Genomic DNA, 24,632 nt, shown 5'->3' with positions numbered 1-24,632 from the left:
CGCACCTTGACAGCGGGGTGAAACCCGAACCAGAGTCACGTTCATGTTATCGGGGAGGGCAGCCGCCAGGGGCGAGGGCGACGGGGGCGGGTCCCGTGGCGGGACCGGGCTGGGCAGGGACTTCACCTTGGTGTGGGGCTCGGTGGCCGCCTCGGGCCTCGGCGACGGCGTCCGCTTCGTGGCCCTGCCGCTGCTGGCCGCGCGCCTGACGGACGATCCGAGGCAGCTGGCGGCGGTGGCCCTGGCGGAACAACTCCCCTGGCTGCTCAGCGTGTTCGCGGGGGCTGCTGCGGACAGGATGAGCCGTCGGCGCCTGTTGTGGGCGGTGGACCTGATCCAGGCGGCGCTGATGGGAGCGCTGACGGTGGGGATCTCGGCGGGCGGGGTGACGATCGGCGTGCTGATCGCGACGGGTTTCCTGCTCGGCTGCGGCCAGACGCTGTACCTCGCGGCCCGGTCGGGCCTGATCCCGTCCCTGGTGGGACGCGCCCGGCTGGCCCCGGCGAACGCCCGCCTCCAGTCCACCGGCATCCTGACGGACACGCTGCTGGGCCCGCCGTTGGGCGCGGTGCTGTTCGGCGCGGCGACGGCCCTCCCGTTCGGGGTGGACGCGGCGTCCTTCGCGATGGCGTCCGGGCTGGTGCTGCTGAGCGGCGCGGGAACGAGGGGCCCGGAGGCGACACCGGCCGCCGATGCCCGCTCGTCACATCCGAAACGCCCCTTCCGCACGGAACTCCTTTCCGGACTGGCCCTGTTGTGGCAGGACAGGCCGCTGCGCGGGCTGAGCGTGTGCGGGGCGCTGGCCTCCCTGGCGACGGACGGCCTGGCGGCGATCCTGGTGCTGTGGGCGCGGCGCACGCTGGGCCTGGACGACCTGGGCTACGCGCTGCTGGTCGCGGCGTTCGCGGCGGGCGGCGTGACCGGGGCGGCCGTGGCCCCACGCCTCCCGGCCCGCCGGGTCCTGCGCGCCTGCCCCGCCGTGACGGCCCTGGCGGCGGCGGGCGCGGCCTTCTCCCACGCGGGCCTCCTCGCGGGCTGCTTCCTCACGGTGTACGGCGCGGCCTTCGGCGCGTGGGGCGTGCACGCGGCCACTCTGCGCCAGTCCCGTACGCCGACGCACCTGCTGGGCCGGGTCGGCGTGGCCCACGCGACACTGACGGGCGCGGCGGGAGCGGTGGGCACGGTGGCGGCCGGGCTCCTTGCGGCCCACGCGGGCCTACGGTCACCGTTCGCGGCGGGCGCGGTGGCGATGGCGGCGGGCGCGGCGCTGACGTGGAGGGCCACCGGCCGGGAGGAGGGCCCGCCTGCGTCGGACGGTCGGCCGCCGCGACGATGACGGAACGGGTGACACGCGCCCACGAGGCGGCCCGCTCAGCCCAGTTGGCCCGGTTGGCGCCGCATCGGCGAGTCCGCTCAGCCCATCGGGCGCAACGGGACCCCGGCGACGACCGAGGTCCCCCGCACCGGGCGGTTCCGTACGGTCCACGCGCTCGCGAGGGTGTCGACGAGCAGCAGCCCGCGCCCCGTCTCGGACTCCGGCCCGGGACAGGCGGGCTTCGGCGCGCGGAGATGTTCGCCGCCGGGGTCGGAGACGGCGAGCCAGTAGTGCCCGTCGGCCGGCCACAGGACCACCTCGACACTCTCGTCCTCCTCGGCGCGCGTTCCGTACCGGACGGCGTTGGTGACGAGTTCCGAGGTCAACAGCGAGAGGTCGTCGCCGAGATGAGGCCACAGCTCGGCGGGCAGCGTGTCGGCGACCGCGCGCCGGGCCATCCGCACGGAGGCGGGGTGCGCGGGAAAGCGCCAGTGGGCGGGGACGAGCGGAATGCCGGACATGGTCAACTCCGTTGCGGTGAAGGGGTTCGGGCTCGCCGGTGGCCTACCGTCCTGGTCGCGGACACACCCGTCCCAGGACGGACGGGCATGGCGGCGCGGTGCGCTTCCGGGCGTTACTTTGTGCTCTTCTTGCGTCACCAAAAGCTACTACACGCGGGGGCATTTGACCTCCTAATGCGAGTCAATTAACCCCAACGAGTTGGAGTGATGCTGTCTCACGATGCAACATGAGGTGGCAACCAGTTGGAGGGATCAGATGTCCGCACGACGCGCGTCCACGCAACGGCAGCGACGCCTTGGGATCGAGCTGCGCAAACTGCGCGCGGCGGCGAAGCTGTCCACCGAACAGGTAGCGGAGGTCCTGGGCATGGACCGCACCCGCATCGCCAACATGGAGTCGGGTATCCGATCCATCAACGCCGAGCGCGCACGAATCCTCTCCGCCACCTACGCTCCCGAGGACAACGCGTACGCGGACGCACTGGTGGAGATGGCGGACGTACAGGAACGCGGCTGGTGGGAGAAGTACCGCGGAACCCTTTCCGCCGGACTTCTCGACATCGCCGAGACCGAGTGGCACGCGCGGCGCCTTCTGACCGTGCAGAGCGTGCATGTGCCCGGGCTGCTGCAAACGGAGGACTACGCACGCAGCGTCTTCGACGCCGTCCTCCCGCCCCTGTCCCGGCTGGAGGTGGAGGTGCGCGTCCAGCACCGTATGGAGCGGCAACAGGTTCTCGGCGACTCGCGTGCACTTCCGTACATGGCATACGTCCACGAGGCGGCGCTGCGCATGCAGTTCGGTGGCGCCAAGGTCATGCGGGCACAACTCGACCAACTGGGCGCAGCCTCGGAGCGACCACACATCGCCGTGCGCGTCATTCCAATCAGCGTCGGAGCTTTTCCGGGCGCCGGTCACGCACTTCTTTACGCCGAAGGGCCTGTTTCCTCGCTCGACACCGCACAGTTGGACACAGCACACGGCGTGGAGTTCATCCATGCCGAACCGCAGCTCGCCAAGTACCGGGCTCATCTCACGTGGATGGATGAGCAGTGCTTGAGCGAAGATCGCTCCAGGGACCTGATTCGCTCGATCGCACAACACCTCTGAGGAGAAACGTGTCCGACATCTCTTGGGGAGCCCCCTTCTGCGGCGAAGGCAACAACTGCTTCCGCCTCGGCACCGACCAGGACGGCAACGCCTACATCGCCGTCAACGGCCAAGAGGACCACTACCTCACCGACACCCGCGAAGCCCTCCGCACCCTCATCACCGACATCAAGGCCGGCAAGGCCGACCACCTGCTCTGAGACACCCGGCAAAGCCCGCCCGCGAACCACGCCGAGATTGGCGTTCCGGCGTGTCAGTGGCCCCGGCCGGGCAGGGCGAACTTAAGGACGCCTGAAGGCGCCGAGGGGCCACTCGCGCGTCGGCACCCTCACCTTCCATCAGGACACCTCCACCGCAAGGAGACCCGTGATGCCCGACATCACCTGGGAAGCCCCCTTCTGCGCCGAAGGCAACTCTTGCTTCCGCCTCGGCACCGACCAGGACGGCAACGCCTACATAGCCGTCAACGGCCGCGAAGACCACTACCTCACCGACACCCGCGAAGCCCTCCGCACCCTCATCACCGACATCAAGGCCGGCAAGGCCGACCATCTGCTCCAGTAAGCGCCTTCGAAGGTCACGCCCACATCAGGGTGATGCGAGGGCGACGACTGCCGGTAGGACTCTGCGGCCTCGCCGTAGCGGGCTGCCGCGGGATGCGCAGGTGGCGGGGCGGCGTTGGCCCGGGTGGCGTCGGCCGCGTCCCGGTGTGCCGTGTGCCCCCGCACCGTAGCGGCGGGGGCACGGCGGTTACCGGGTCACTCCGTCACCGGGACGAGGGGCGGAAGCGCGACGGTGACGGGCACGGTTCCCCTGTCCCTGCCGTACAGCTTGTACGCGAAGTCCGTCGCGTTCATCCCCAGAGGCTCGGCGGAGACGGACGGCCACAGGGTGAACTTGATCGTGTAGAGGCCCGAGATCCCCAATGTCTGCATTTTTCGCCGGTACTTCAGCGAGTAGATCTGGCAGAACGCCGCCACCGGTGTCGTGCCGGCCGGGAGAAGGTTGTGAAGCAAGCGGAACTCGGGCTGATTCATGATCCGCAGCTGGTCGTCGGCGGATGTCCCGCCGAAGACGATCGAGTTGTAGTCGTTCTTGACGTCGTCCTTGCCGTAGGCCCAGAACTCGTCCTTCCAGCTGGCGAAGAACTCGGCGAAGTCGGTGAAGCCGGGCGGCAGAGCATCTCCCAGGCGCCGGACAATGACACTCATGCGACTCTCCTTTGTCTCGCACGCGACCGTGCCTGCGGTCGCCATGGGCGGGCGAGGCGGCACATACCTGCACACCGCGCCTCCCCCTGGAAGGCCGGACCGTGCCGGCACCCCACCGAAAAGTCCTGATCGCGCCGGATCATGACTCAATGCGCCCTGTTGCGTACCTGTACCGGTGCGCGTAGGGGGATGCGTACCTGGGATGGGTCTTCAGATGTCACGCCCACATCAAATTGCGCTGCTTGTAGCGCTGCCTGCCGAAGCGGGGTGGGCGCCCGCCCCGGCTGCCGCGCCGGAGCCAGTTGCGGATCCGGTCGCTTTTTCGGGGATGGTGTGCGTGATGCCTCGGTGCCGCAACCACGTCCGCATGGCGCGTGCGCTGTGGCCCTCGTCGCCAAGTACGCGGTCGGGTCGGCCCCGTGGCCTCCGTATCCTCATCACCGACATCAAGGCCGGTAAGGCCGGCCATCTGCTCTGATCCCGCGCGCCGCCCGGCCTCGGGACGTTCCGTTCCGTTCCCTTCGAGAGGCAGTTCGTGAAGCGTTTCCGGCTTGTGGCCCGGGTCTGGCGGCTCCTGCGGGGGCCCTTCCAGTGGCGGCTGCTGTGGCTGGCGCACGCCAAGTTCAACGTGGGCGTCACCGGGGTCGTGCGCAACGACGCGGGGCAGGTGCTGCTTCTCAAGCACCGCCTGTGGTCCCCCGAGCGGCCGTGGGGGCTGCCGACCGGGTTCGCGGTCGCCGGGGAGGAGTTCTCCGACACCGTGGTGCGGGAGGTGAAGGAGGAGACCGGGCTCGACGTGCGGCCGGGGCGCCTCGTGCGCCTCAAGAGCGGCTACCGGCTGCGCGTCGAGGTCGCCTACGAGGCGCTGTACGTGGGCGGGGACCTGCGGATCGACCCCTTCGAGATCCTGGAGGCGCGCTGGTTCGAGGCCGACGCCCTTCCGGACGGTATGCAGGAGCTGCACCGGCGGCTGGTCCGTGGGGAGACGTCGGTCTGACACGGGCCGCCCCGGGGCGAGCCGGACCCGTCCGGCCGGACGGCTGTCGGCGCCCGCGCACGATCGCCCTCTTGCCCCGGCCGTCCCGGGGTACTCGGTCAGGGAGAACCTGTCGGCGGGCCGAGGGAGAAGTGCAGTGGCGGACGACTCGTCGTTGAAGGCGGTGGGCTGGGCGCGTTCCCTGCCGGTGAGCAGTGGCGTCAAGGTGGCGCGGGACTGGACCAGGGAACACCTGGGGACGCTCGGGTGGTCGCGGGAGGACCCGGACACGGTCGACTCCGTCCTGCTGGCCGTGTCGGAGCTGGTCACCAACGCGCACCGGCATGCGGGCAGCACCGCGCAGCTCGTACTGACCTGGGACAGCGAGTGCCTCCACGTGACCGTCCACGACGCGTCTCCCGCGCTGCCCGAGCCCCGTGAGGCGTCGGAGGACGCGCTCGGCGGGCGCGGGATGTTCCTGGTGGACGCGCTGGCCGACACCTGGGCCGCCTACCCGTGCCCCCGGGGCAAGGAGGTCACGGCCTGCTTCCGGCCGTCTCAGGGCCGGCCTGCGGGGCGGTGACGGCCGGAGGCACGCTGCCCCGGCTTCGCCCCGGGGATGCCCGCTGCCCCGGCCCGGCCCCCTTACGTCGATCCGTGCCCGCCCATGTCGCGAGGCGGCCTCCATGTCGGCCCCCCTCGCTACACCGCCCGGCTGGACGCGCCCACCGCGCCCGGAAGGCTGGTTCGCGGAAGACCTGGACCGTCTCCCCGAGGCGCCCCGCCACACGGAACTGATCGACGGAGCACTCGTCTTCGTGGTGTCGCCCCAGCGTTGGTGGCACGGAGAGGTCGTCACGGACCTCACGCTCGCCCTCAGGGAACAGGCGCCTGCGGGCTTCCGGGTCGGCCGGGAGATGACGATGCGTCTCGACGCCAGAAACCGCCCGGAGCCCGACCTCGTGGTGACCACGGCCCCGTACGAACCGGACCGCACCTGGTTCGCCCCCGAGGACGTGCAGCTCGTCGTCGAAGTCGTCTCGCCGGAGTCCGCCCACCGCGACCGGACCGTCAAGCTGCGCAAGTACGCCGGAGACGGCCGGGGCGCGGAAGGGCTGAGAGCACGTCGCCCCGGCCGAGAACGTCCGGGCCGGAGGCGGGCGGGCTGGTCAGATCGCCTCAGCCGGACCGGACCGGCGCGAGCGAGTCCATGTCGAGAGTGATCTCGAACGGCACCGGCCGCTTGAGCGTGTGGCGGAAGATGCCGGCCGGTGCGTACGAGCCGGTCGGTCCGTCCAGCTCGTAGACGTGCACGACGAGGAGAGGCGCGCGTCCCGAAGTCGACCCAGGCCGCGAGTTCGTCCGCCGGGCCCCGCAGCAGGTCCACGGATGCCTGCGCGAGGGATTCGGCGGCCTTCGAGCGCTCCGCCTCCTCCGTGAGGGCGCGATCTCGGCGACCGCCGCCAGGGCCCCGGCCCGGCGCTCGTCCCCGGCCGGCAGCAGCCGCAGCCGCAGCCACCCCGAGACCGGTTTCGCCTCCTCCAGCAGCGGCCCCAGCCGTTTCACGAGCCCCTCGGCCGTGCGTACCGTCCGCCGCGCCCCGGGTCCGGCCTCGACGAGGACGTGCAGGACCCGGACGAGTGCGGTGGTGTGCGGGGTGGGGTGGTCGACGTCGAGGGAGACGGCGACGCCGTCCCGTACCTCCCCGGCGAGCCGCTGGGCCGCCGCGACGAGCTGGTCGGCGGTGACCTTGCCGATGCCGGGGAGCCGGCGCAGGCGGTACGGCCCGCCGTCTAGCACCTGCCGTACGGTGCGCAGCGCGCCGCGCTCCAGCAGTTCGGACCGCACCCGGCCCCCGGTGGCCTGCTGGAGACGTGCCACCGGCATCGCGTCGAGAGCGCGGCCGGCCTCGGCGTCGAGGATCGGCGTGAGGGCCTCCCGTACGGCGCCGAGGGCCCGTTCGTGGTCGGCGGCCACCGAGCGTGCCGCCGCGTACAGTCGCGCGCCGGCCGCGACGGCCTCCCGCTCCGCACGTCCCATGCCGCCCCCTCTCCCCTCTCCCCTCCGGCCGACCAGGTCCGCCACCGGTGGACGACCTGAGCACTCCGGCCGCGACGCTGAGTGTCCCTACTCATGCGGGGCGCGGCCGGCCGCCGCAGCATGGGAAGTGACCCGCCTCACGAAGGAGACCGCATCATCATGCCGAGCACGAGCACCCGTACGAGCGGGAACACCGACAAGCCCCTGCACCGAATGATGGCAGCCGCCACCGACAACTGGTTCTCGCGCGGATATCTGGTGGTCTTCGCGGCGACCCTGGTGTGGTTCGGCGTGGACACCCTCTTCGTGAACCACCCCGACGCGTCCTTCGCCGGGGTCTGGCCGATGTTCCTGACCCTCCCGACCGGCCTCCTCCTGCTGCTCTGGTCGGCCATCCCCGGCTGGGCCCTCGTGGTGGGCATGGCGCTGGCGGCCCTGGTGAACGCGACGCTGCTGGGCCTGTTCGTCCGCGTCATGAAGCCGGCCGGCCACCGGGGGGCCGGGCCCCAGCTGGGCCGGGGCCACTGAGGGGCCGCCCGCCGCTCAGCGCAGCCACAGCACCACCCCCGTCACCCCGCTGAGTACCGCCGCCGTCCCCGCGCGGATCGCGGCGGCGCAGCGGGACGGGGTGAAGGACGCCGGGTCGTACGCCGAGGAGGCGCCCAGGCCCTCGCCGCGGAAGGACGCGCCGGACCAGTCGACAGCGGTGACGTTGTGCGTCGGCTCGGCCAGTTCCGCGCCGACCAGCAGGAAGAGCTGGTCCAGGTGGCTCGCGGTGACCGTGGCGAGGGGGTCCACGAGGTCGTTGCCCGCGCTGACGACGAGATCGGGGGACATGTCCACGGCCTTGACGACGCTCGGGAGGAGGTCGGAGGGGCCGTCGGCCACCACCGTCCTGAGATCGACGTGCTCGTCCCCGGCCCAGTCCCGTACGGCCTGCACGAGGGCCTTGGCCGGGCGGTCCTCGCCCGTGGTGAGCAGGACCACCCGATACCCCTTCGAGGGGCGGACCCCGCTCCAGGAGCCGGGGCGCGGGGTGACGGTGGCCTCGGGCGCGGGCGGGGCGGCCGGGTCGGTGAAGCCGGGGCCGGGGGCGCCCACGGCGCTCGGCCCGGGACGGGGCCCCGACCAGTCGTCGCCCGAGCCGCAGCCGGCGAGCAGCGCGGCGGCCGTGACCAGCAGGGCGACGGACCGGAGGCGGGGGCGGCGCGGGACGCGTGTCCGGCGCCTCGTTGCGGGTGACGGCGATTGCCGGTCAGTGAGGGCGAGTGGCACGCGCCCCATCCTGCCTTCCCCTTTCCTTCACTCTTCCTCCACAGGCTCCCTTCGTACGTCTGTTCTTCCACGGTTCGCCGACGGTCCGGATCTTGTTCATCCGCGCCATGGAACGTGCACAGGCGAACCGAAGGAGCCACATGTCACCACGGGTGCGCCGCACCGTCCTCGCGATCACCGCGGCGCTGGTCGCCTTCCTGGGCACCGTCCGGCCCGCGTCCGCCCACGGGTTCTCCTCGACGGTGTACGTGCGCGTCGACGCGGGCGACGAGAAGCACACGGGGAGGGACCACGTACGGACGCGGCTGAAGCTGGAGTACGACCTGTTCGTCGTGTCCGCCGCCGACTTCGAGCACGACGACCCGCTCTTCCGCTCGGGCACCGCCGCGTTCGACGCCGGTGACGCGGGTGAGCAGGCGGCCGCTCTCGACGGGCACGCCGGGACCGCCGTCCGGTACGTCTCCCGGCGCTTCTCGGTCACCTCGCACGGCTCCCCCTGCACGCCCACCCGGCACGGCGACTTCGCGATGGGACAGCAGGAGGGCGTCCCGTACGCCACCGTGGTGCTGGACTGGGACTGCCACGGCCGAAGCGGCGAACACCGGGTGCGCAGCGCGCTGTTCCCGGACTCCGAGCGCTATGTCACCGGTACCAAGACCATCGTCACGTACGCGCTCGACGGCCGCTCCGGCAGCGCCGCGCTCGACGCCGCCCACCCCTCCTTCTCGACCGGCCAGTCCTGGTACGAGCGGTTCTGGGAGTTCTTCCGGCTGGGCGCCGAGCACCTGCTGACCGGCATCGACCACATCCTGTTCCTGATCGCGCTCATCGCGGGTTCGCGGCGGCTGCGGGAGATCGTGCTCGCCGCGACGAGCTTCACCCTGGCCCACTCGGTGACCTTCCTGCTCGCCGCGCTGGGCCTGGTGGACGTGCCCGCGCGGCTCGTGGAACCCGTCATCGCCCTGTCGATCGCGGTGGTCGCCGGCTGGTACCTGTGGCGGCTGTGGCGGCGCGGCGAGCACGCCGGCGAACTGGAGACGGACGGGCACGAGCGCTTCGGCCTGGACCGCGCGGGCTGGACCCGGCTCACGGTGGTGTTCTGCTTCGGCCTCGTGCACGGACTGGGCTTCGCGGGGGCGCTCGGCATCGACGAGGCCTGGTCCTGGACCCTGCTCTGGTCGCTGCTGGTGTTCAACGTCGGCATCGAGGCCGTCCAGTTGACGATCATCGCGCTGGTCTTCCCGCTGCTGGTACTGCTGCGCCGCCGGGCCCCCAGGACCGGCCTGTGGACGACCGGGCTGATCTGCGCCGGAGTCACCGTCATGGGCCTGCTGTGGTGCGTACAGCGGCTCTTCGGGCTCTGACGCCGCCCCGGGCGGCCCCGGCCGGTTCTGAGGCCGCCGCACGCGGCCCGGGTCCTCGTGAAGTTCAGCCGATACCGGGGCCGTGTTCGCGGCGGATTAACCGAGCGGAGAGATCTTGACGTGCGCTTTGCCTTATATCCCCAGTTCCCACACAAACACAGCCCTGCCCCCTCCCTACCCCCTCACACAAACCCTTCCCATAAGGACGAACACCTCATGGCATCGAGTACTTCCGGTACTTCCGGTACTTCCGGTACTTCCAGACGGGCCCCCGGGCGCGCACCGCGCCTGCGTCTGGCCACCGGGCTCACCACGGCCGCCCTCGGCCTGTCGGTGGCCCTCGCCGGCGGACTGCCCTCCGCTGCCGCCGCCGCGGAGCCCGCGACCCTGTCCGGCCTCGTCCTCGGCGTCGGCGCCAACGAGTCGCAGCGCACGGTGACCTGGTACTCCTCGGCCGACACGGCGCAGCAGATCCAGGTCGCGCCGACCGCCGAGCTGACGGGCGGCGCGTTCCCCGCCGGTTCCGCGACCTTCGACGCGCAGGGCGCCGCGAACATCGACACCAGTGGCGGCTTCAACCGGCACGCGACGATCACCGGCCTCAAGGAGCACACCCAGTACTCCTACCGCGTCGGCAGCGAGGGCAACTGGTCGCCCGCGTACTCCTTCAAGACGCAGGACTTCGAGGGCGACTACGACTTCCTGTTCCTCGGCGACCCGCAGATCGGGTCCTCGGGAAACCTGGCGCAGGACCAGGCCGGCTGGCAGGACACCCTGGACGTCGCGACGAAGGCCAGCCCGGACGCCGAACTCCTCGTGTCCGGCGGCGACCAGGTCGAGAGCGCCAACAACGAGGCGCACTGGAACGCGTTCCTCGCCCCCGACCAGCTGCGCCAGTACCCGTGGGCGGCCACCATCGGCAACCACGACGTCGGCGGCAAGGCGTACGAGCAGCACTTCTCCACCCCGAACACCGACCGCTCGGGCGCGCTCTACTCCAACGGCGACCCCGCGTCGAACACCTCGGGCGGTGACTACTGGTACATCTACAAGGACGTGCTGTTCATCGACCTGAACAGCAACAGCTACGCCACCTCCCAGGGCGGGGGCGGCGACGCCGCGCACCTGGCGTACGTCAGCGACGTCATCAAGAAGCACGGCGACGAGGCCAAGTGGAAGGCGCTCGTCTACCACCACTCGATCTACTCGCCGGCCGATCACGCGAAGGACTCGGACAACAAGACGCGCCGCGTCGACTTCCCGACCGCCTTCTCGAAGCTCGGCGTCGACCTGGTGCTCCAGGGCCACGACCACAGCTACTCCCGCAGCTACCTGATCAAGAACGGCGAGAAGGCCGACCCGGACGAGAAGCCGGGCGCCGCCGACGTGTACCCGGGCCCCGGCGGTGTCGTCTACGTGACGGCCAACTCGGCCTCCGGCTCGAAGTACTACGACATCACCAAGCCGGACGGCAGCGGCACGAGCGGGGCCGGAAACGGCGCCGACCCGCTGAACCCGGACAACTACTGGTACAACTCGGTGCAGAACCAGGAGCACGTCCGCACCTACGTCAAGGTCCAGGTGCGCAAGGACAAGCTCGTGGTCGAGAACGTCCGCGCGGGGACCTGTGCGGCGCCCAACTCCCAGGTGGAGAACGGCAGCTGGTGCAAGAACACCACCGCCGAGCAGCCCGTGGGCTCGCTCGTCGACAAGGTCACCGTGCACCCGTACCACGGTGACGGCCAGTCCCTCCAGGTGGACGTGCCGCAGGCCGCGCCCGGCGAGTTCGGCTGGACCATCGACGGCTACAACGGCCTCGTCGACCTCGGCGCCGCGCAGGAGAAGGGCGGCGACCACTTCGAGGCCGCCGGGAAGATCAACCCGCTCGTCGTGTCGGACACCCGCCGTTCGCTCTCGCCCTGGTCGATATCGGCCAACGTGAGCGACTTCCGTGACGCGGGCAAGACGTTCTCCGGGGCCAACCTCGGCTGGACCCCGCGAGTGCTCGCGGGCGGGGCGGGCGCCGAGGCCAGCGCGCGCGTCGCCTCCGGCTACGACGACCACGGCCAGGGCCTGTCCGTCTCGCGCGGCCTCGGCTCCGCGCGGCAGGGGCACGCCCGGGGCACCGCCAAACTGGGCGCCGACCTGTCCCTGAAGATCCCGGACAGCGTCGACAAGGGCGGTTACCGCGCCACGCTCACGATCACCGCGCTGAGCAGCTGAGCGGACCCATACCGGGCCCGTGACACCCGGCGGGGTGGGCGCCCGTTCCCTCGGCGCCCACCCCGCCTCCCACCCCACCGACACCCGGGGCCGGGCCCCACCGACACCCGCGCCAGGCCCCACCGACACCCGGCGTTCCGGCCTCGCCGCCGCCCCCACCCCCGCCCCGCCCCCGCTTCAGGAGTAGGCACAGATATGCACGCGCCACCCCCTCGTCCCCGCAGTCACGCCGTCGCCAGGGCCCCGCTCAGGCGCGCCGTCCTGGCCCTGCTCCTGGCGTGCGCGGCAGTGGGCCTGTCCGGGGGTCCCGCGCCGACGGCCGACGGAGGCAAGGGCGGCGAGGTCACCTGGACGGTCAGGACGGCCGCGAACAACTACGGCGACGACCGCTCCAGCTTCAGCTACGCCGTGAACCCGGGCGGCCGGGTCAAGGACGCGATGGTCGTCGCCAACCACGGCGAGAAGCCGCTGGAACTGGCGGTCTACGCGGCCGACGGCTTCACCACCGACACCGGCCGGCTCGACCTGCTGACCCCCGACAGGGACTCCCACGGGATCGGCGCGTGGGTCCACGCGGGCCGGGACAGCGTGGTGGTCAAACCGGGCAGGTCCGCGCAGATCCCCTTCACCGCCACCGTCCCCGAGCACGCCACCCCCGGCGACTACGTGGGCGGGGTGCTCACCTCCCTCAAACAGCCCGACGACGCGGAGGGCATCAACGTCGACCGCCGCCTCGGCATCCGCGTCACGCTCCGGGTCGGCGGGAAACTCCGGCCCGGCCTCACGATCGAGAACCCGCACCTCGACTACTCCGGCCACCTCAACCCGTTCGCGAAGGGCGACGCGACACTGACGTACACGATCCGCAACACGGGCAACGTCGTCCTCACCGGCCGCCAGAAGGCTTATGCCGAGGGCCCGTTCGGCCGCCTGCGGAAGGAAGCGGGCCGCCTCGCCGCCCCGCCGGACCTCCTGCCGGGCGAGAGCTGGAGGACGAAGGTGCGGCTCCACGACGTCACCCCGGCACTGCGCCTGACCGCGACGGCGTCCCTGACCCCGCTGCTCACCGACGCCTCGGGCTCCACCACGGCACTCAAACCGGTCGAGGCGACGACGAGCACGTGGGCCGTCCCGTGGACCGTCCTCCTCCTGCTGATCGCCGCCGTCGCCGCCCTCGTCCTCACCCTCCGCCACCGCGCCCACCGCGAGCGCCGGGAGGAGACCCGCGTGCGGGAGGCCGTGGAGGAGGCGCTGCGGGAGCAGGAGAAGCGGAAGAGCGCGCGGAGCTGAGGGACACCGGCCGGCCGGACGATCACCGGCGCGGGACGCGTCCGCCCTGGTCCCCGGCGGGCATGGGCGCCCCGGGGCCCCCGGGGCGGGCGCGGCCCGGACGCGGTCCGGCCCGTGCGGCTCAGACTTCCTCCTCGTACGGGGAGTGGACGACGCCACTGCGTTTGGGGGCGCCGACGATCAACGCGGACTGCACGGCGGTGACCGCCTCCGACCAGGCCGAACGCGTCAACGCCTCGTGCAGGGAGGCGGTGTCGGGTACCGCGAGATCGGCCACGAGCTGGAACTCCCCGGTCGTCGCGGCGGCGTACCGCACGTACGGCGAGGCCGCCAGGGCGTGCCCGATGTCGTCGACGTGCCGGGGGTGGGCCCTGATCCACAGCATCGCGCACACCGGCAGTCCGACCAGGGCCGGGTCCACGACGGCCCGCACGTTCACCCTCGTCGTGTCGAGGAGACCGCGAACACGGCGCTGCGCGGTGGACTCGGACACTCCGGCCAGCCGCGCGAGCGCCTCGTTCGCGGTCCTGCCGTCCACCGCGAGCGCGTCACGGATGATGCGGTCCTCCCGGCTGAGGGCGGGCAGGGCCGAGGCTCCCGTCGACGGCGCGGTGGTCTGTGCGCCGCCCGCCAGCGCCTCCGCCTGCGCCCGGGTGATCAGGTTCGGACGCCACTGGTGCGCTCCCCGGTAGTACCGGGTCACCAGGTGCGTGTCCACCTCCAGCAGACCGCGGGTGGCGTTCACCTCGTCGAGCGTGAGCGCCGCGAGCCGGCTCCGGGGCGTGAAGATCTCGGCGTGGCAGTGCACGGTGCCGGTGAGCAGGTAGCAGCTGGTGCAGTCGACGCGACTGGCCAGCACGGCGCCGACCATCCGGGCCGCCCCCGGGCTGCACCGGATGCGGAGTACGACGGCCTCTCCCCGCGCGGCGGTGGCGACGACCGACACCGCTCCGGAGGTCAGCAAGGCGGTCCCGCGGCGGGCGACGGTCCGCTCGGGCTCGCCGAGGACCGAGGCGATCCGGCGCCACGAGGCCCGTCCGTCCACCTGTAGTGCCCCCACGATCCGCCGGTCCAGCGGGGACAGGGGTGCGCGCGTCTCCACCACACCGCGACGGTACGCGCCGGGGGCGGGGCGAGGCCAGCCCGTCAGCCGAAGAATCGGACGACGTCGTGGCGAGATCTTTCGATTCCCGGCTAATCCTGTCCGGGAAACGCACCTGGCGGCATCGTTCTGGCCACATCGAGGAGGCCCGGGGCACCACCGGTTTCCTGCCGGGGACGCCCCTCGGCCCGGTGTGGACGAGAAGACCAGCGACGTGCGAACGAGGTACCCCGTGGACGCCAAGACCCGAGCCGCCAGGACGATCGACCGCGAGTCGGAGAGGCTGTCCGCCCTGAGCAGGCGCATCCACGCCTTCCCGGAGCTGGGCTTCGCCGAGCACAAGGCCAGCGGATGGGTCGCGGACGCGCTGGAGCGCGGCGGTTTCGAGGTGCGGCGCGGGGTGGCCGGTCTGCCGACGGCGCTGCTCGCCACCGCCGGCAGCGGCCCGCTCGTCCTCGGCGTCTGTTGCGAGTACGACGCGCTGCCGGACGTGGGGCACGCCTGCGGGCACAACCTCATCGCCGCGGCGGGCGTGGCGACCGCGCTCGCCCTCGCCCCGCTCGCCGACGAGCTGGGGCTGACGGTGAAGGTGTTCGGCACGCCCGCGGAGGAGAACGGCGGCGGCAAGGTCATCATGCTGGAACAGGGCGTCTTCGAGGGCACCCACGCGGCGATGATGGTGCACCCGGTGCCGGCCCCCACCGAGCGGGCGGACGCGCGGATGATGGCCAACGCCCGGCTGGAGATCGAGTACACGGGCAGGTCGGCGCAGTCCGCGAACTGGCCGGAGCTGGGCGTGAACGCGGCCGACGCGCAGACGGTCGCGCAGGTCGGCCTCGGGCTGCTGCGCCAGCACATCCCGGACGGGGACCGGATCCACGGCATCGTCACCCACGGCGGCGACGCGCCCAACATCGTGCCGGGCCGGACGACCGCCACCTACATCCTGCGTTCCGAGACCCTGGACGGGCTCACCCGCCTTCGTCCGCGGGTGGAGGCGTGCTTCGAGGCGGGCGCGCAGGCGACGGGCTCCTCCCTCTCGATCGACCAGCCCTGCCCGGCGTACTCCGAGTTCCGCAACGACGAGGCCCTGACCGGCACGTACCAGCGCAACGCCGAGGCTCTCGGCCGTCGCTTCTCCCCGGAGCCCAGCCCTCGCGCGTCCTCGGACATGTCCAACATCTCCCAGGCGATGCCCGCCCTGCACGCCAGCGTCGGTATCGAGACCGACGGGGCCGTCAACCACCAGAAGGGCTTCACCAAGGCGTGCGCGACGACCGCCGCGGAGGCAGCGCTCCTCCAGGGCGGCCTCGCGATGGCCTGGACCGGCATCGACCTGGCGCTGGACGAGACGCAGCGCGACCGGCTGCTGAGCGGTACGAACCGGAGCGACGCGGGCTGAGGCGACGCGGGCCGAATCGACGCGGCCGGGCAGGCGCGGGCAGAAGACGCAGGTGACGAAGGGAACCGAATTCATGAACCCGGTGGTGGCCGCGGCTCTCGTCCTCGCCCTCCTGGCGGCCGGCGAGGTGTGCTCCGTACTCACCCGGGCGCGGGTACCGGGGTTCCTCGTCGCGTTCCTGGCCCTGTTCGCCCTCGTGCAGTCGGGGGCCCTCCCGCGCGACATCGTGGACGACTCCACATGGAAGACCACCGGAAACCTGCTGGCCCCGGCCCTCATGGTCCACCTGGGCACGATGATCCCGCTGCGGGTCATGCGTCAGCAGTACCGGGCCGTACTGGTCGCGGTGTGCGGGATGGTGGGGGCCGTGGTCCTGGTGGCGGCCGTCGTCACGCCGCTGTTCGGGTACGCCGCCGCGGTCGCGGGGGCCGGGCCCGTGGACGGCGGGCTGCTGGCGTACCTCATCACGGACAAGGCGCTGCGCCAGGCGGGGCAGGACTCGCTGGTGGCGGTGCCCCTGCTGGTGTTCGTCCTCCAGCAGGTCGTGGGACTGCCGCTGGTGACCAGCCTGCTGCGCCGGCAGGCCTCGGCGGTCCGGCTCCGGTCGGCGGTGCGTCCCAAGCAGCCCGTGCCGAGTACCGCGGGGGCCCCGGCCGGACACGCCCTCGCCACCGTGGAACCGGCGCCCGCCCCTCCCCGCTGGGCGCCGCGGTGGCTCCGCGTCCCGCCGAGGTTCGCGGAGAACAACACCGTCCTGCTCTTCCTCGTCCTGGCGGGCGGGGCATGCGCCACCGGGCTGGAGGACCTCACCGGCGTCAACTACGGGGTGTGGGGACTGGGCATCGGCCTCCTCGGAAGCCGGCTCGGGGTGTACCCGGTCCGGGCGCTGGAGAAGGCGAACGGCTTCACCATCGCGATGACCGGCCTGCTGATCGTGGTGCTGGCGAACGCGGCCACTCTCTCCCCCGGTCGACTCGCCCACGTACTGCCCCTCGTGGCCACGATCGTCGTCACCGGGGTGACGGGCCTGGCCCTCGGCGGCTACGCGGGTTCGCGCTGCGTCGGCTGGCCCCCGGCCAAGGGCATGGTCGTGGCGATGACCGCCCTGCTCGGCTTCCCGCTGGACTACCTCACCACGCAGGAGGTGGCCCGCGGCGTCGGCCGCGACGAATCCGAGCGGCAGGCCATCCTGGACGACCTGCTGGCCCCGATGCTCATCGGCGGCTTCACCACGGTCAGCACGGGTTCCGTGATCATCGCCGGCCTCCTGGTCAAGACGCTCTGACCGCCACCACCACCCACTCCCGCACACCCAATCCGCTGGCCCCCGCCCGGTCCAGGATCAAACACCTTCGCCGCAGGGGCTGTTCACGTCCGCCCGGTACGGACCTGAGCGGGGCGAGGGAGGTGGACCAGCTTCCCGGCCGACTTTTCCCGGCCCGCCTTCCCCGGCGGCAGGCGGGTCGGGCTACTGGGGGACGGCGTGGCGCGACGGACCGGTCAGCGTGCACACCTTCGCCGGGTGTCCGAACGGCGTCGCACCGCACAGCGCCCGAATCCACCAGGACCACCGCCCGCACGGCACTCGTGGCCGCTGTCGTCACCGGCCTGTCCGCCGTCGTCGTCAGCCTCATCACCGGTCCGGGGTCCTCGCTCCAGGGATTCGTCACCGACACGCTGTCCGGGTCCGGCAACGACAAGCCGGCGGCTTCCGCCCCACCCGCCCCGGAACGTCGCCCCCCTCAAAGTGGTGGTCGTACCCGAGGAGAGCGGCTCGTACCTGGTCTCGGACCAGAAGGTCACCGGCCCCCAGGACAGGGCGCAGCTCACGGGCGAGAGAACCCCGGACTCCTGGAAACGCCTGCTCCGGAAGATCGGTGCGGTGTCCGTCACAAGAACGCCTACAAACTGACGTTCACCAACGCGTCCGCCACCCCCGTCAGAGTGGTGGCCGTCGTCCCCGTGATCACCCGGCGTACCAAGGCCCTCGACACCACGATGATCGAGCCCCTGGGCGGGATCGGATCGGACAACATCCCGGCGGAACTCGATCTGGACGACCGGTACCCGAAGTTCACCCAGCACGGGAAGCCCTACTTCTCCCGCCAGTCCCAGACCCTCAAGGCCGACGACGGTTTCGTCATGGCCGTGGAGTCGAAACTGCGGGGCAGCGAGTACGTCGAGTACCACCTGCGGGTCGACTACATCGACAGCAAGGGGGCCCAGCACTCCCTCAAGGTGAACGACCCCGGCTCCACCCCCAACGTCTTCCACCTGACCGGCCGCGTCGACGACAAGGACTACACCGAGTACTGGGGCCCGGACGAGACAGGTGGGGCGTGGCGACCGTACAGCCCGGCGGAGCGGAACTGACGGCGAGAGAAGGCGCCGTGGTCACCAAGGCCACGCGACAGCGCCGACAAGGGACCGAGGCTTCAAGGAACTCCCGCACGACATCGGCTCACCCTGATCGCCCTCACCAGTCCAGTTCCCGCGTCCCGCCCGCCCACAGACCACCCGGCACAGCGGCCGGGCAGGCGGGCGGCCAGCAACCGAACCAGCCCACCGTCGCCAGCCGACCGGCCGTCGCCAGCTTGGGCCGCGGCTGACCGGCAGATTCTTCGATCAGCCGCAGTCCACGACCTTCATCTCCTGTCATTTTCGATCGCCTTGCCCCGATCACGGTCGACTTCAGTCACGAGACCGAAGAGGCAACGGGCAACCCCACCGAACCCCGCCTCTTGCAGCATGGCTCGTGCCAAACTCACTCTCAGATACGGAACGAGGCAGTTCTGTCACGAAGGGTGTTCACCGCCGGTCTTCGCGTCGGCCGGTAAACGTGAATCGAAGATCCCCGTGAAGGCACACAGCACTCACGGGCACCGTCCAGGGGGAGGTTAATGGTGAGTACAAGTTCGCTTTTTGGCCCGGAACTTCGCCGGTTACGACTGGAAGCGGGGCTCACTCTGACGGAGTTCTCCGTCGCGCTCAGCTATGACAAGGGCTACCTCAGCAAGGTCGAGCGCGGGGAGCGTTCCGCGTCTCCTGAACTGGCCCGGAGGTGCGACGCCTTTCTCGGCGCGGACGGCGAGTTGCAGTGCCTGGCCATCCATCCCGGGACCAACTCGGACACCACCGGGACCTCCGCTGTCCCGAGCCTCTGGCTCGTCGGGCGCCGAGCGGTCCTCGCGGCGGGCACAGGGGCACTGATCGACCTCGGCCTGAAGCCCGGCAGTCAGGCATCTTCTGCCGCCGACCCCCTTCTCCCCTCCTTCCTCGCGCAGTTCGAGCAGCTACGGAAGCTCGGCCAGTCCACGGCGCCGAGGGCACTGCTTCCCCTGCTGGAGACGCAAACGCGCACGGTCGCCGGCCTGGCCGCCGACACCTCGTCCGGCACTCGGGCTCCCGCGTTCCTCCTCGCCTCGCGGTTCGCGGAGTTCACCGGCTGGATGGCCCAGGAGGCCGGGGACAGCGCCTCGGCGCTCGGCTGGACCGGTGAGGCCGCCGAATTGGCGCGCGCCGGTGGCGACCCGCACCTCGGTTCCTACGCGCTCGTGCGCCGCGCTCTGGTCACGCTCTACGCCGGGGACGCCGCGGGCACCGTCGCCCTTGCCCAACGGGCGCAGAGCGACGGACTCCCGCCACGCATCCGGGGGCTCGCCGCCCAGAGGGAGGCTCAGGGACACGCGCTCGTCGGCGACGAAGGCGACTGCCTCCGCAGCCTCGACCGGGCGCGGAGACTTCTCGGCAGCGACGACGCCCGCAGCGACGCCGAGCCCGTGATCGGCACCACTCACGTGAGCGATCCGGCGGCGATGACGACGGGCTGGTGCCTGCATGACCTCGGTCGCCCCAAAGCAGCCGCCGAGGTCCTCGACCGGGAGTGCCGCCGCCTCCCGTCGCACGCGTTGCGCACCCGCGCCCGATACGGCTTCCGCAGGTCCTTGGCACACGCCGCCTCCGGGGAGATCGAGCACGCGTGCAGGATCGCCGGGGAACTCCTGGAGGTGATGCCGGCCGTGCCGTCGGCGACGGTGAACAACGACGTCCGGCGTCTCGCGCGGGAACTGTCCCGGTTCCGGAGCAGCCGGGCCGTACGCGATCTACAGCCGGCGCTGGCACAGGTACTCGCACCAGCGCCCGCCTGACACCGGTTCGCGCCACCCGCCACACCCGGCCGACCCACACTCAGGGCCCCGGGGATCCGGCGAACCCTCTGCTGCCCGTCCGACGCGGGAGATGGCCCCCGCCTTCTTCGGGCTGCCCGCGCCCAGTGAGACGCCGGACCGCGCACCTGCTCCTCGCGCCCTCCCGTGGACACGCCATGCCGTCACACGGTCAGACCCCATGGCCGGGCCCGGGCTGACCGGCGCCTCCAGGCACCGGTCAGCAGCCCGCACGCTCGTACCCATACACCCCTGTTTTCGTCTCACGAAGGGAACTTTCATGCCCGACGTCTTCGTCAACTACCGCACAGGCGACGAGGAATCCGCAGCGACCATGATCGCTCGGGAGCTCAGCCGGCGGTTCGGCGACGAGCGGATCTTCTTCGCCAGCAACTCGATCGCGCCGGGACACCGCTACCCCGTGGAACTGGTGAGGGCGGTGGAGGAGAGCGAGGCGCTCCTCGCTGTGATCGGCCCACGCTGGACGGAGGTGCGGGGGCCCGATGGCCGTCCCGCGCTTGAAGCCGAGCAGGACTGGACCCGCCGTGAGATCCAGACCGCACTGGACCGCGGGATTCTGGTGATCCCGGTGCTCGTCGGGAAGGCCACGCGAATCGACCTCGCCGTCCTTCCGGAGGACCTGCGGGAGCTGGCGGACTGCCAGTACAGGCGCTTCGACCACCGCAACGCGGGTTCGGACTTGACGGAGCTCGGCGACGCGCTCGCTCGGCTGCTGCCCGAGCTGGGAGCGGTGGACCGGTACGCCCGCGCGGCGCGGGAGTGGCCGGAGGCGAAGCCCGGCGAGCAGCAGGCGCAGGACGCCGGGCACACCACCATGCGGACACGCGACGTCGAGCAGCGTGTGCGCGGCGGCATCGGAAACCTCAACGGAGACTTGTCCGGCACCTTCGTCAACGAGCCGCACGGGCCCGTCAACACCGGTCGGGGACACCAGTACAACGCGCCCCACTTCGAGGGTGACAACACCGGGGTTCAGTTCACGGCGGGCGACAACAGCGGTACCGTCCGCCAGCGCTTCGAGCGCGAGCGCCAACGCCCGGACGACGGACGATGACCGGGCAGGACCGTGTCACCGTCAACGATCCGCGTGGCCCGGTGAACAACGGCGAAGGGCACCAGTTCGTCTTCTACGGCGTCAGTGCGGACTGGATGATCCGGAAAGGAGTCGAGTCCCTTCGCATCGTGCGCGAGGACCGGTTGCGCCTGGCCGACCGGTTCGTACGGCCGGCGGGCTACCGTGTCGCCGCCGACCACCTGGACAAGCCGGGATCCGTGGTTCTCCTGGAGGCCGCGCCCGGCAGCGGCCGCCGCGCCGCGGCGATCATGCTGCTGCACGAAATCGGTGAGGACGGGGGCACCGGCGAGGAGGACGTCCGGTTCGAGGAGCTTCCCGCCACGGACAAGGACGAGGAACCTCTCGCCCCCGGTGAGGGGAACCGCTTCCTCCTCGACCTGTCCGGGATCGCCGATGAGGAGGCGTACGCCGAGGCACAACGCCGCCTCGCGGTGCGGCGGTCGCAGATCCAGGCGGCGGGGGCGCACATGGTCGTCGTCCTGCCGTCGGGCCTGGAGCACGTCCACGCGCCGGATCTCGAACCGCACAGGGTGACGCTGGGGCGCCCCCGGGGCATCGCCGTCGTCACGCGGTACCTCCGCATGGACCGGATGGCCTTCCGCCCCGCAAACCTGGAGAGGGCGGACCTCAAGCTCCGGTGTGACCGCTCCCCCATGCGAGAACTGGCGCGGATCGCGGGGCTGGTGCGGACCGCGCGTGACAGCGGCCGGTTCGGCACCGACTTCGCGGGATGGCTTGACCAGGCGATGCACGCGGTGAGCAACCGCGCCCGTGAGGTGGGCCAACAGGTGGCCACCGTCCGCACCGCGCCCGAGCGGGCCCTGCTGCTCGCGATGGCGATGTTCGAGGAGGTCCGCGCCGACACCGTCTACGAGGCGTGGCACGGCCTGATGAGAACGGTGCGGCACGAGGAGGAGGCGACTACCGAACTCGCGCGGACAGACTTCGGAGAGCGGTTGTCGGCACTCGGGATCGAGCGGGACCCGGACGGACGGCTCCGCTTCGAGCGGCTGGCCTACGCCGACGCGGTGAGGACGTACTTCTGGACGAACTTCCCCGGGATGCGCGACGACCTAAGAGACTGGATCGGCCATGCCGCCGGGCTCCGCGGTCTGACCACCGACGACCGAGTGAACGTCGTCGTCCGCTTCGGCGAGCAGTCCCTGGCCGTCGAGCGACCCGACCACCTCTTCGACCTGGTGGTCCGCTGGGCGGACAGTGCGACCGGGACGTCGTGCGACCAGCGAGCCGTCGCGGCCCTCGGACTCGGTCTCCAGCACCAGAGATTCGGGGGGTGGTTTCGCAGGCGGATGTACGAGTGCGCGAGGTCCGGCCCGCTGTCGGACGGTCTCGTCCGCGTCCTGACCGCCGCCTGCCACCAGAGCCTCGGCGCGACGCACCCGGACCAGGCGTTGGTGCGGCTGCATTACCTCGCCGTACGGAAAGGGGAGGCGGCACGCGAGGCCCGGGAGGCACTTCTCGACCTCGCCGGCCGCGACCGTCGCCTCTACAGGCTGCTGATCGACCGCCTGCGCGACCGGACGCATCGGGAGCCGCGCGGGGCGGAACTCCAGCTCCGGCTGCTCACCGAGCTGTTGCACAGCGACCTGTCGCCGGACCCGCCCCCGTGGCCGGACCTGTTCCTGGGCTGGGAGACGGTTTTCTCCCAGCCGCCGACGGAGACCTGGGAACCCCTGGTGTGCAGCTGGCTGAACAGGGTGGCGGGCGACAGGACGCGGGAGATGGCGCTGGACGTGATGGTCGGGGCGACGCGTGGCAACGCGACCGCTCTCCACCGCCTCTACGCCATCGCCTGCGACTGGGCGGGACCCGCGCGCCACCCGTCCCGGGCGCCCGTCGCCGCCCTCTTCTGGCAGTACATCGACCATGCGCAATTCGCACGTACGGAAAGTTCGGACCGTGTGGGCGCCGGATCACGGACCACGGAAGAGAAACGATGAAGAACCGTACTTCCAGCCTGGTGTTCGTCGCCCTGTGCGGCCTCTCACCGGCTGTGCTCGGAAACCTCCTGCACTGGTCGGCGCTGCTGTGGAGCTTCATGTCCATGGTCACGGCCTCGGGCTCCCTGCTGCTCGTGATGACGGTCCTCAGCGGTGGCCGTGCGTCGGCCGACCCGTACGAGCCCCAGGAGCCCGAACCGCCCGCCCCGCCGACGGAGCGGCCGTACCAGGAGACGCGGGTGGTCGACGCGGCGCTGCCGAGCGCGGCGGACGGCTACGACTTCCTGTTCTCCGCGACCGTGTGGTGGAGACCGTTCTCCGAGCACAGCGACCGGTCGGACAGCGCCTCGGCCTTGGCCGTGTCCTCGGTCGTCAGCCGGGCCCTGGAGGTCGTCCGGCGCGAGGAGCCCGGCCGGGCGAGCTTCGCACGGTATCGCCTGGAGGGGGATCTGGCTGTCCCCCTCCCGGACCGCAGCGGACGGGTGAAGGCCATGGCGGCCGATGTGACGCTGACCCTCGCCCCCGCCGACCGCGAGCGCCTGCGGAAGTTGAACGACCTTCGCAAGGACGAGGAGATCTGGGAGTACGAACGTCAGCACGAGCGCAACAAGCGGCGCTACCTCGGTGACGACGTACTCAAAAGCGCGGGCAGCGCGGTGGTGTGGTGGTTGGCCCGTCACGAGAACGAGATCGAGAAGGCGGTCGACATGATCGGCCCGCTCGCCCAGGTCGCGGCGGCGGCCAACGACGAGGAGGTACCCGAGCTCTTCCGCCACCTACTTGTCCCACCCGTGGACGAAAGGAGCGAGGCGAGCGTCGGGGGCCCGCTGTGGGACGGTGACGGTCGGCGAGGAGGGTTGCTCGACCGTGAGGAGGAAGTGGGAGTCTCGGACCGGCTGCTCCTACTGCTGGCGGCACTGGGCCTGAAGCCGGATACGGACGAGCACACGGTGTTCGTGCACCGTGTGGTGCGGAGCCTGGAAGCGGCCGAACTGCACGGGGCCGCCGAGGAGATCAAGCGAACCCTTCTCCACGTGCCCGACGAGCGCGGGGACGAGGGACCGCCGGCCGAGTCTTCGGGCGAAGGAGTTGTCCCGGAGCCCCGGTCGCCGGGCTTCGATGCCGGCTCAGCTGGGGGTGCGGAGGCGGCCGCGGGCACGTCCTCGCCGGGTACAGCGGAGCGCGGCGCGGGCGGACGCACTCAGGAGTGGTGGCAGACGGGCGAGGACGACACGACGTCCCGGTACTTCTGGGACACCTCGCACAGCCCGCACCGACCCGCCGCACCCGCCGCACCTGACGCACCTGACGCACCTGACGCACCTGACGCACGGAACGAGGACGGCGGGGAAGGAAGTTGATCCGGTAGCCGGTCGGCTCTCCGGGGCTCCCCCGCCCCGCGCAGCTCAGCGGGGCCCCCTCCTCAGGGTGATCGCGGTGAGGCGGGACGGCATGTCGGCTCCTCCTGGCTCATCGCCGTAGACACCAGCCTCGGCGTTTCACCATGAATTCCAGGAACTGTGACGTTCTGTCATCGCATGCAAAAGGTGCCCCGTGACCTGCGATGATCCGGTTTGTTGAG

23 protein-coding genes are annotated in these 24,632 nt (G+C 71.4%); 18 read left to right on the top strand and 5 right to left on the bottom strand.

All coding sequences use genetic code 11. The features are described 5' to 3' along the window. Positions 1-43 precede the first annotated feature (43 nt). Positions 44-1,336: an MFS transporter gene (locus AB0J21_RS33320; protein ID WP_363149917.1), complete on the top strand. Its 1,293-nt coding sequence runs from the start codon at positions 44-46 to the stop codon at positions 1,334-1,336. A gap of 77 nt (positions 1,337-1,413) precedes the next feature. Here the strand turns inward: AB0J21_RS33320 and AB0J21_RS33315 are convergent, their stop codons facing one another. Further along, on the bottom strand, positions 1,414-1,836 hold the full coding sequence (locus tag AB0J21_RS33315; RefSeq protein ID WP_363149916.1) for an ATP-binding protein: 423 nt from the start codon (positions 1,834-1,836) through the stop codon (positions 1,414-1,416). A 256-nt stretch (positions 1,837-2,092) separates the two neighbouring features. Here AB0J21_RS33315 and AB0J21_RS33310 point away from each other — a divergent pair, with 256 nt between their 5' ends. The 3 genes from AB0J21_RS33310 (at position 2,093) to AB0J21_RS33300 (ending at position 3,508) form a co-directional block, all read left to right on the top strand. Next, positions 2,093-2,944: a helix-turn-helix transcriptional regulator gene (locus AB0J21_RS33310; protein ID WP_363149915.1), complete on the top strand. Its 852-nt coding sequence runs from the start codon at positions 2,093-2,095 to the stop codon at positions 2,942-2,944. 8 nt (positions 2,945-2,952) lie between these two features. Further along, positions 2,953-3,144, top strand: a complete 192-nt coding sequence (locus AB0J21_RS33305) for a hypothetical protein (protein WP_363149914.1) — start codon at positions 2,953-2,955, stop codon at positions 3,142-3,144. Between the two features lie 169 nt (positions 3,145-3,313). After that, positions 3,314-3,508 (top strand): hypothetical protein, encoded by a 195-nt coding sequence (locus tag AB0J21_RS33300; RefSeq protein WP_363149913.1) that lies wholly within the window; start codon positions 3,314-3,316, stop codon positions 3,506-3,508. 194 nt (positions 3,509-3,702) lie between these two features. Here the strand turns inward: AB0J21_RS33300 and AB0J21_RS33295 are convergent, their stop codons facing one another. After that, positions 3,703-4,155 carry a hypothetical protein gene (locus AB0J21_RS33295; RefSeq protein ID WP_363149912.1) on the bottom strand — a complete coding sequence of 151 codons (453 nt, stop codon included), beginning with the start codon at positions 4,153-4,155 and terminating at the stop codon, positions 3,703-3,705. Positions 4,156-4,756: 601 nt separating this feature from the next. Between AB0J21_RS33295 and AB0J21_RS33290 the strand changes: the two genes are divergently transcribed. From AB0J21_RS33290 to AB0J21_RS33280, 3 genes are all read left to right on the top strand, one after another. After that, complete coding sequence (locus tag AB0J21_RS33290; protein WP_363149925.1) at positions 4,757-5,152, top strand: NUDIX domain-containing protein; 396 nt, start codon at positions 4,757-4,759, stop codon at positions 5,150-5,152. A gap of 136 nt (positions 5,153-5,288) precedes the next feature. Next, positions 5,289-5,714, top strand: coding sequence for an ATP-binding protein (locus AB0J21_RS33285; RefSeq protein ID WP_363149911.1), 426 nt, complete (start codon positions 5,289-5,291; stop codon positions 5,712-5,714). A gap of 103 nt (positions 5,715-5,817) precedes the next feature. Continuing rightward, entirely contained in the window at positions 5,818-6,354 is a 537-nt protein-coding gene (locus tag AB0J21_RS33280; protein WP_363149909.1) for a Uma2 family endonuclease, read from the top strand. Here AB0J21_RS33280 and AB0J21_RS33275 read toward each other — a convergent pair. Then, on the bottom strand, positions 6,311-7,171 hold the full coding sequence (locus AB0J21_RS33275) for a hypothetical protein (RefSeq protein ID WP_363149908.1): 861 nt from the start codon (positions 7,169-7,171) through the stop codon (positions 6,311-6,313). The genes AB0J21_RS33280 and AB0J21_RS33275 overlap by 44 nt on opposite strands. Before the next feature lie 159 nt (positions 7,172-7,330). On the opposite strand from AB0J21_RS33275, the gene AB0J21_RS33270 reads away from it, so the two are divergent. Further along, a complete protein-coding gene (locus AB0J21_RS33270; RefSeq protein WP_363149907.1) occupies positions 7,331-7,699 on the top strand; it encodes a hypothetical protein in 369 nt (122 codons plus the stop codon). Positions 7,700-7,714: 15 nt separating this feature from the next. Here AB0J21_RS33270 and AB0J21_RS33265 read toward each other — a convergent pair whose 3' ends face one another. After that, entirely contained in the window at positions 7,715-8,455 is a 741-nt protein-coding gene (locus AB0J21_RS33265) for a hypothetical protein (RefSeq protein WP_363149906.1), read from the bottom strand. 131 nt (positions 8,456-8,586) lie between these two features. Between AB0J21_RS33265 and AB0J21_RS33260 the strand changes: the two genes are divergently transcribed. From AB0J21_RS33260 to AB0J21_RS33250, 3 genes are all read left to right on the top strand, one after another. Further along, positions 8,587-9,810 (top strand): HupE/UreJ family protein, encoded by a 1,224-nt coding sequence (locus tag AB0J21_RS33260; protein ID WP_363149905.1) that lies wholly within the window; start codon positions 8,587-8,589, stop codon positions 9,808-9,810. Positions 9,811-10,026: 216 nt separating this feature from the next. Beyond that, the gene (locus AB0J21_RS33255) at positions 10,027-12,033 is read left to right on the top strand and encodes a metallophosphoesterase family protein (protein ID WP_363149904.1); all 2,007 of its coding nucleotides are present in this window, start codon (positions 10,027-10,029) and stop codon (positions 12,031-12,033) included. Positions 12,034-12,228: 195 nt separating this feature from the next. Further along, positions 12,229-13,323: a DUF916 domain-containing protein gene (locus AB0J21_RS33250; RefSeq protein ID WP_363149903.1), complete on the top strand. Its 1,095-nt coding sequence runs from the start codon at positions 12,229-12,231 to the stop codon at positions 13,321-13,323. A 121-nt stretch (positions 13,324-13,444) separates the two neighbouring features. Here the strand turns inward: AB0J21_RS33250 and AB0J21_RS33245 are convergent, their stop codons facing one another. Further along, a complete protein-coding gene (locus AB0J21_RS33245; RefSeq protein WP_363149902.1) occupies positions 13,445-14,428 on the bottom strand; it encodes an Lrp/AsnC family transcriptional regulator in 984 nt (327 codons plus the stop codon). 229 nt (positions 14,429-14,657) lie between these two features. On the opposite strand from AB0J21_RS33245, the gene AB0J21_RS33240 reads away from it, so the two are divergent. The 7 genes from AB0J21_RS33240 to AB0J21_RS33210 all read left to right on the top strand — a co-directional run bounded on the left by AB0J21_RS33240 (position 14,658) and on the right by AB0J21_RS33210 (position 24,411). Next, a complete protein-coding gene (locus tag AB0J21_RS33240) occupies positions 14,658-15,827 on the top strand; it encodes an amidohydrolase (protein ID WP_363149901.1) in 1,170 nt (389 codons plus the stop codon). Between the two features lie 52 nt (positions 15,828-15,879). After that, complete coding sequence (locus AB0J21_RS33235) at positions 15,880-17,112, top strand: hypothetical protein (RefSeq protein ID WP_363149900.1); 1,233 nt, start codon at positions 15,880-15,882, stop codon at positions 17,110-17,112. A 677-nt stretch (positions 17,113-17,789) separates the two neighbouring features. After that, a complete protein-coding gene (locus AB0J21_RS33230; protein WP_363149899.1) occupies positions 17,790-18,200 on the top strand; it encodes a hypothetical protein in 411 nt (136 codons plus the stop codon). 527 nt (positions 18,201-18,727) lie between these two features. Further along, positions 18,728-19,975 (top strand): helix-turn-helix transcriptional regulator, encoded by a 1,248-nt coding sequence (locus AB0J21_RS33225; protein ID WP_363149898.1) that lies wholly within the window; start codon positions 18,728-18,730, stop codon positions 19,973-19,975. A gap of 298 nt (positions 19,976-20,273) precedes the next feature. Further along, positions 20,274-21,068, top strand: coding sequence for a toll/interleukin-1 receptor domain-containing protein (locus AB0J21_RS33220; protein WP_363149897.1), 795 nt, complete (start codon positions 20,274-20,276; stop codon positions 21,066-21,068). Next, positions 21,065-23,050 (top strand): hypothetical protein, encoded by a 1,986-nt coding sequence (locus tag AB0J21_RS33215; RefSeq protein WP_363149896.1) that lies wholly within the window; start codon positions 21,065-21,067, stop codon positions 23,048-23,050. The genes AB0J21_RS33220 and AB0J21_RS33215 overlap by 4 nt, the downstream gene beginning before the upstream one ends. After that, a complete protein-coding gene (locus AB0J21_RS33210; protein WP_363149895.1) occupies positions 23,047-24,411 on the top strand; it encodes a hypothetical protein in 1,365 nt (454 codons plus the stop codon). Before AB0J21_RS33215 ends, AB0J21_RS33210 begins: the two co-directional genes overlap by 4 nt. The last annotated feature ends 221 nt before the right edge of the window (positions 24,412-24,632 follow it).

Source organism: Streptomyces sp. NPDC049954 (genome assembly GCF_040656295.1).
Taxonomy (GTDB): domain Bacteria; phylum Actinomycetota; class Actinomycetes; order Streptomycetales; family Streptomycetaceae; genus Streptomyces.
The sequence above is the reverse complement of the archived record's forward strand: the minus strand, read 5'-3'. Positions and strand labels throughout refer to the sequence as shown.

Coding starts and splice junctions, on each gene's coding strand:
- AB0J21_RS33320 (WP_363149917.1), top strand. CDS start 44: ATGTTATCGGGGAGGGCAGCCGCCAGGGGCGAGGGCGACGGGGGCGGG.
- AB0J21_RS33315 (WP_363149916.1), bottom strand. CDS start 1,836: ATGTCCGGCATTCCGCTCGTCCCCGCCCACTGGCGCTTTCCCGCGCAC.
- AB0J21_RS33310 (WP_363149915.1), top strand. CDS start 2,093: ATGTCCGCACGACGCGCGTCCACGCAACGGCAGCGACGCCTTGGGATC.
- AB0J21_RS33300 (WP_363149913.1), top strand. CDS start 3,314: ATGCCCGACATCACCTGGGAAGCCCCCTTCTGCGCCGAAGGCAACTCT.
- AB0J21_RS33295 (WP_363149912.1), bottom strand. CDS start 4,155: ATGAGTGTCATTGTCCGGCGCCTGGGAGATGCTCTGCCGCCCGGCTTC.
- AB0J21_RS33280 (WP_363149909.1), top strand. CDS start 5,818: ATGTCGGCCCCCCTCGCTACACCGCCCGGCTGGACGCGCCCACCGCGC.
- AB0J21_RS33275 (WP_363149908.1), bottom strand. CDS start 7,171: ATGGGACGTGCGGAGCGGGAGGCCGTCGCGGCCGGCGCGCGACTGTAC.
- AB0J21_RS33270 (WP_363149907.1), top strand. CDS start 7,331: ATGCCGAGCACGAGCACCCGTACGAGCGGGAACACCGACAAGCCCCTG.
- AB0J21_RS33265 (WP_363149906.1), bottom strand. CDS start 8,455: ATGGGGCGCGTGCCACTCGCCCTCACTGACCGGCAATCGCCGTCACCC.
- AB0J21_RS33260 (WP_363149905.1), top strand. CDS start 8,587: ATGTCACCACGGGTGCGCCGCACCGTCCTCGCGATCACCGCGGCGCTG.
- AB0J21_RS33255 (WP_363149904.1), top strand. CDS start 10,027: ATGGCATCGAGTACTTCCGGTACTTCCGGTACTTCCGGTACTTCCAGA.
- AB0J21_RS33250 (WP_363149903.1), top strand. CDS start 12,229: ATGCACGCGCCACCCCCTCGTCCCCGCAGTCACGCCGTCGCCAGGGCC.
- AB0J21_RS33225 (WP_363149898.1), top strand. CDS start 18,728: ATGGTGAGTACAAGTTCGCTTTTTGGCCCGGAACTTCGCCGGTTACGA.
- AB0J21_RS33220 (WP_363149897.1), top strand. CDS start 20,274: ATGCCCGACGTCTTCGTCAACTACCGCACAGGCGACGAGGAATCCGCA.
- AB0J21_RS33215 (WP_363149896.1), top strand. CDS start 21,065: ATGACCGGGCAGGACCGTGTCACCGTCAACGATCCGCGTGGCCCGGTG.
- AB0J21_RS33210 (WP_363149895.1), top strand. CDS start 23,047: ATGAAGAACCGTACTTCCAGCCTGGTGTTCGTCGCCCTGTGCGGCCTC.